Origin of the sequence: Pseudomonas sp. HMWF006 (assembly GCF_003061205.1) — a bacterium.
GTDB classification, from domain to species: Bacteria; Pseudomonadota; Gammaproteobacteria; order Pseudomonadales; family Pseudomonadaceae; genus Aquipseudomonas; species Aquipseudomonas monsensis.
Genome location: NZ_QAIU01000277.1, coordinates 1 through 6,274, shown reverse-complemented (window position 1 = coordinate 6,274; position 6,274 = coordinate 1). Strand labels below are relative to the sequence as shown.

The window sequence follows — 6,274 nt, the reverse complement described above, 5'->3', positions numbered from 1 at the left end:
GGCTGATACCGCTCGCGGGTCAATTGAGCATTGCCCAGGTAACCCGCCGTCACACAATCCCCGCCCGCCCACATCTCACCCTGCTCGCCCGGTCCGCACAGCTGCCCTGCTTCATCAAGCACATACACCGTGTTATTGGGCGTCGGCTTGCCGATCGTCAGCGCCCCCGAACCCCGATAGTGCTGCATGGTATTGACGATGGTGGTTTCGGTGGGCCCACAGGCGTTGTAAAACGTGCAGAGCTTCGCCCAGCGATCTGCCAGCGGTTGCGGGCAAGGTTCACCCGCCAGAGCGACGACTTTCACCCGGGTGCAACGGGCGGGATCAAGGGTGGCGAGAATCGACGGCGTCGCAATCAGCACATCACAGTGTTCAGCGGTCTGCGCGATGTCTTTGCCCCGGATCAGCAGGGTTGCACCGTGGGCCAGACAACCCAGTACTTCCCAGGCTGCCATATCGAACGCGATGTTGAGGATCTGTCCGACTTTCAACCCCGGGCGCATCCCGAGATCACCGGGGCTGGTCAGCAAAATATTGCACACGTTGCGTTGAGTCACGCGCACGCCATTGGGCAGTCCGGTGGTGCCCGAGGTAAACAGGACAAAACACAATGAATCCGCTGACGACGTTGCGCCACCGATGTTCAGTTCGTCTTCGGCCACGGTGTCAGCACGGATGACTTCATCCAGATGAATGCACTGTTGCTCCGAGTCCAAGGGAATCGCCTGCGCCAGTTCAGACAGAGTCAGCACGACCCGCACCCGGGCGACCGTCATGATGTGGCGCAACTGCGCAGCGGGAGTGATGCTCACGTGTTGAGGAATGTAAGCAGCGCCGACTTTCAACACCGCCAGCATGCCCACCAGCATCGGAATCGAGCGCTCGACAAACAGCGCCACGTGGTCGCCAGGAAATACACCGTGTTCGAGCAGCGTCGTTGCGAGCCGATTCGCCTGGCGGTTCAACTCGCCGTAAGTGATGGACTGGCCCTGATGCTGCGCCGCGACAGCTTCGGGCCGTTCAACGGCTTGCGCTTCGATTGCGCGATGAATCAATGGCGCCTCCGGCGCGACTTGCGGGCCTCGACCGAAACGCTGCCAGGGATTGGGCTCAACGGTCACCTCGGGTGCAAAGCCTCGTAGGGACCGGCTAGATATCGCGAACGCTTGCATGAGGAAACTCCCGTTTTCTGATTTCAACCATTTTTGGTGGTCACGTCCGTCGGGGGCATTGATTGCACCGTCGGGAAACGCGCCTTTCAAACGGGTTGATCCGGGAATACGAAAACCATTACACGCACTACAAATCGCGACGAACTATCCTACAAAGCAAAGGAAAAAGATTTACAGCACCTTCTCTGGAATAACCTTCGACGAGGAGCGTCTTGCTTCCCGACGCTGTTTTTTGCGCCTCAGAGCATTACCCTCCATGAAGACTTCGGCATGAACGCACTCGACGAACAACTGCGTGAACTCATCCCCAGATTGCGCCGCTTTGCCGTGTCATTGACGCACAACAGCAGCAGCGCCGACGATCTGGTCCAGGCGAGCCTTGAACGGGCCCTGTCGAGTTGGGGCGACAAACGCGCCGACGGTGATGTGCGTGCCTGGCTGTTTGCGATCCTCTACCGGCAGTTTCTCGATGCCTATCGGCGCTCCCGACGCTATGCGCGGATGCTCGAATTCTTTACCGGCCGGGACGATGCCCAACCTTCGGTCGAACGCACGGTCATCGCCCAATCGACGCTGCAAGCCTTTGATCGCCTGCCCACCGAGCAACGCGCCCTGCTGCTCATGGTTTCGGTGGAAGGTCTGACTTATAAAGAGGTCGCCGAGGTTCTCGACGCCCCGATCGGCACCGTGATGTCGCGTCTGTCCCGTGCCCGCCAGGCCTTGCGCCTCCTCAGCGACGGCGAAATCAATAGCCCTTCTTTGCGGATACTCAAATGATCAGCCTGCCTCCCAGCGAGCGTGATTTGCACGCTTATGTCGACCACCAGCTCAGCGACGCCGACCGGCGTGCACTGGACACCTGGCTGGCCAGTCACCCGGATCAAGCGGCCCAGGTTCGCGCCTGGCAACAGGATGCCCAGCAATTGCGGGCGGCGCTGGGGGGGGCGTTGCTGCAACCGGCCAATCCGGCCCTCGACCCGGCGATGATCCGGCAGCGCCGCAAGCGCCAGACGCAGCGGCACCTGGCGAGCGCCGCCGTCTTGTTGATGGCCGTGGGCATTGGCGGTTTCAGTGGCTGGCAGGCGCGGGAAATGACCCTTGTGCGCCCGTCCCTGCTACCGATGACCGACGCGTTGCAGGCGTATCGACTGATTGCCCAGCAAGGCATGTTGCCGGCGGACTACAAGGTGGCTGACAACGGCGATATGCAGCGCTGGCTCGACCGCTATTTCGCCCGGGCCAGTCGCCTGCCGGACCTGACGGCAGCAGGCTTTCAACCGGTCAGCGGGCGACTGCTCAGCACCGATGAGGGCCCGGCGGCGATGGTGATCTATGAGGACGGTGGCGGGCACAAGGTGAGTTTCTATGTGCGCCCGCCGGGACCGAAAAACACCTTTTTGCCACGGGGCAGCCGCAGTGACGGGGATTTGCAGGCCCAATACTGGTCGGGCGGCGGGTACAACTATGCGATGGTCAGCCCGGTCGACACTCCGGTCACCTCATTGCTCAAGCAGTCCCAATCCTTCTGAAAATGCCGAAAAACCGGTGGGAGCCGATCTGTTGGCGATGGCGTCGGATCAGCCACACTGTCTACTCCACAGGAGAAGTCCGTGTCTGCTCAGAACCCCACGTCGAGCACCACGTTGTCCACATACGTCCCCGCCGGCGGCGTGGCCTGGTCGGTGTAGATCTTCGCGTTGTAATTGAAAATCTGACTGCCCGTGCCCAGCCCGTTGCCAGGATTGACCTCGGCATCGGTGCTCGCCCGCCGCGCCGCGCCGACGCTGCCCCAGCGGGTGCTGCCGGCGCTTTTGAAGATGTCGTAGGCCAGATAATTACTCCCGGAAATCATCCGCCGCCGCCCGCCGGTGCTGAGCGGATTCTGCCCGTCGCTCAAACCCACGGTGTAGGCGCTGCCCTTGGTGCAGGCCAGGTTGATGGTCTGCCCGGTGACCGGCGTGAAAGCGCTGACCACCGGGGCACTGCCGAAGGCAATGTTCGGCGCGGTGATCGTGCAATCGTTGGACACGGTCAGGTTGACCGTCAACGTCGTCGTGCCACTGTTGATGTCGCGACCGACACACACCGAACCGATGCCGATGCCCGAGCAGTAATTCCAGTTCCAGAAAATGCTCAGGGTCTCGGTGTACACCCCGGCCGCCACATTGCTGCCAATGGTCGTGCCAAGGTACAACGGCACGGTTTTCGGTGTCGTGCCGTTGAGCAGGCCGAGGGCGTCGATGATGCCATTGCGCGCAAAGTCGAAGGCGGTGCCGCGCGTCAGCGGGTAACTGGTGCTGTTGTTGGCGTAGATCGTGTAACTGATGACGTCACCCGTGGGGCCGACCAGCCCACTTTGCGTCGAGGACACCGTGCCCCAGAAATGATCACTGCTGGTCAACAGCGACAACAGCGAACCGGTGCAACTCAATCCGCCATTGAGTGTGGAACTGGGCTGCGAAACGGTGCGCACGGCAATCGAACTGATCGTGCCGAAGGCCGCCGGTGTGGTGCCCACCACCGAACACAGCGCCTGCGCCGCGCCTGGCACCATCAGCATCAGCCACAGGCACAACCGCGCGGCCATCACTGACACACCAACGGGCCAATCAACGGCACCTGGTCCTGATTCAGATCGACGCTGAACTGCACCTGGCAGGTCTTGCCGTCGGCCAGTGTCACCTGCAGCGAATTCTGCGCCTGCAGGTTCTCCAGATACACCAGTCCGTCCCAACCGACCACCGTCCGCGTGCCGCTTTGGTCATGCAACACGCCTGCGCCCAGCGGCAGTTCGCGCTGCTGCGCGTCGACCAGAACGATGCTCGCGGCACTGACCCGGGTCAGCGCAAACTCCAGCAGATAACCGCTGCCACGGCGCACCGCGATGCGTTGCTCGACGTTGGGGCTGCGCACGTTCGCTGGCAGGTTGAGCGGATCGATTTCGTATTTGCCGCGGTAATAGGCGCTGCTCCACGGCACCAGCAAGTGACCGTTCTTGTCAGTCTGGCCGACCTGCTGGTTTTCATAGCGCACCGGAATGTCGGCGAAACCATCGGTGCTGACCACGACAAACGCATCGTCGATGCGATTGGCGGCGAACACCTGGCGATCCATCCACACCAGCGAACCGCTGGCGTCGGCCCAACGAGTTTCGGCGTCGGAGGTGCCGTAGACACCGGCCTGCAATTGCACTGATTGCAGACGCCAGGTCACGTCGGCCTGTCGGTAATCCGGCCCGTCACCCTTGGCATAGCCCAGATTGAACCCCACTCCGCCCTCGGTCGGCACCGCACGACTGTAGTTGACGCGCTGCTGGGTCTGCCCGGTCTTGCTGCGTTCGCTGCTGAGCGCCAGGCTGCCACGCAGATCGAACGGAATCACCAGTTGCGCCTGCACGGCCCAGTTGCTATCGCCGATTTCGCGATTGGCCGACAGATAGAAACTGCTGTTGCGCCACAGCGGCTTGCTCCAGCTGAGGTTAAGCAGGCGCGTGCGCGAATCGTCGGCGGCGCGCACGTCGAAATAACCCGCACCGAGGCTGCCCCAGCGGTCGAGGTTGAAGCTCAGGGTGGCCTGTTCGCTGCGGCGGCTGAGACTGATGTAAGGGCTGTCGACCACAGTCAGGTCGGCGTACTGAGCGTGACGTTGCAGGCGCTGGTAAGAAAAGCTGAAACGCTGATTGCTGTACTGATAGCCGAGGCTCAACTGCTGACCGCCCTCGCCGTCGAAACGGCTTTCGCTGACGGCGCTGTTGAGCACGCCGAAATTGCCCAGGCGCAGGTTGCCGCCCAGACCGCCGAGGGTCAGCGAGTCGGCGGCTTCGGCATGGCTTTCGAGGGTGAAGCTGTCGCTGACGCCATAGCGCAGGCTGCCAGCGCTCACGCCCGGGCCGTAGCTGAAATCTTTCAGGGCGTAGTCACGACGCAAGGTCCCGGCGGCCACGGAAAAGTCACTCAAACCCTTCTGCAACAGGCTGCTGGTGACGTAGAACGGCACCGTGGTCGACACCTGCCGCCCCAGCGCATCGGTGGTCACCACCACCGCTTCCCCGGCACCGTTGATGAACGGAATATTGGTCAGGGTGTACGGCCCCGGTTGCAGCTGCGCACTGCTGGACTTATAGCCATTGATAAACAGGTCCACCGAAGACGGCACCGCTGCTTCGCCGGCAAACTGCGGCAACGGATAGGTGACCAGATCCGGACGCACGGCGAAATCGCGAGAGAACTGGACGCCACCCAGGCGCACCGAACTGCTCCATGGCAAGGCGCCGCTGACCACATCACCGGCTTCGTAGGTGAGCATTCGCTCGTCATCGGAATAACGCCATGTGGTGTCGTAACGCAGGTAACCATCGTTCAGCGTGCTGAGCGAATCCCCCGACAAGGTGCGCCGGTATTGCCCGGTATTGGACAGCGTGCCCCAGCTGTCAAACAGCCGCACTTCGTTCCACGCGGCCAGGTAAGTACCGGCATCATCGGTGTCGTTGAAGTACAGGTCATAGTTGAACAACGCGCCGAAACTGCTCAGCGCCGGCGTCCGCGGATAGGCCTCGCGATTGCCGATAAACTGCTCCGGCAACCACTCCGGCGGCACGTCCAGCAGCAGGCGCTGGCCGACGCTGTCGTAATCACTGTGCAGCCCGGGCAAGCTGTCGAGATCGACTTCAGCGCTGATGTTGTCCGGCAATTTCATGCCGGTTTCGCGCAACGCTGTGGCTGGCAGAAACAGGCGCCCGCCACGCTGCTCCACGGCCACGACACGCCCGGTATTCATCTGGTTGACCACCAGTTCCAGAAACAACTGTGCATCACTGACGGCCTCCATACCGCTGGGGGGCGGCGGCAGTTCGCCGGCCCCGGCCGGTTGAACGAACACCAGGCAACACGCGCCGGTCATGAGCCACAACGGACGCTGGAGACGGCGAGCCCATCCTGGGCTCATACACGTTTGACGTCCGTCAATGGACTGAATCCTCCTGAATTGCTTTGCCGAAACCGGGGGTTGCGAGGTGACTCATTCCTTGTGGCAACGGGATTATCTGTGGCGAGGGGATTTATCCCCGTTCGGCTGCACAGCAGTCGCCCGGCGGTGCTCGGCTC

5 protein-coding genes are annotated in these 6,274 nt (G+C 62.0%); 2 read left to right on the top strand and 3 right to left on the bottom strand.

Annotation, left to right across the window (positions count from 1 at the left end; genetic code table 11):
* On the bottom strand, positions 1-1,172 hold a 1,172-nt coding region (locus DBR24_RS11390; protein WP_128614792.1), incomplete at its 3' end, for an AMP-binding protein.
* Positions 1,173-1,442: 270 nt separating this feature from the next.
* Between DBR24_RS11390 and DBR24_RS11385 the strand changes: the two genes are divergently transcribed.
* Positions 1,443-1,949, top strand: coding sequence for an RNA polymerase sigma factor (locus DBR24_RS11385; protein ID WP_128614791.1), 507 nt, complete (start codon positions 1,443-1,445; stop codon positions 1,947-1,949).
* Positions 1,946-2,701, top strand: a complete 756-nt coding sequence (locus DBR24_RS11380; protein ID WP_128614790.1) for an anti-sigma factor — start codon at positions 1,946-1,948, stop codon at positions 2,699-2,701. Before DBR24_RS11385 ends, DBR24_RS11380 begins: the two co-directional genes overlap by 4 nt.
* 89 nt (positions 2,702-2,790) lie before the next feature.
* On the opposite strand, the gene DBR24_RS11375 is transcribed toward DBR24_RS11380, so the two are convergent.
* Both DBR24_RS11375 and DBR24_RS11370 read right to left on the bottom strand, forming a co-directional pair.
* Entirely contained in the window at positions 2,791-3,759 is a 969-nt protein-coding gene (locus DBR24_RS11375; protein WP_128614789.1) for a spore coat U domain-containing protein, read from the bottom strand.
* Positions 3,759-6,116 (bottom strand): fimbria/pilus outer membrane usher protein, encoded by a 2,358-nt coding sequence (locus DBR24_RS11370; protein ID WP_128614788.1) that lies wholly within the window; start codon positions 6,114-6,116, stop codon positions 3,759-3,761. Before DBR24_RS11370 ends, DBR24_RS11375 begins: the two co-directional genes overlap by 1 nt.
* Between the last annotated feature and the right edge of the window lie 158 nt (positions 6,117-6,274).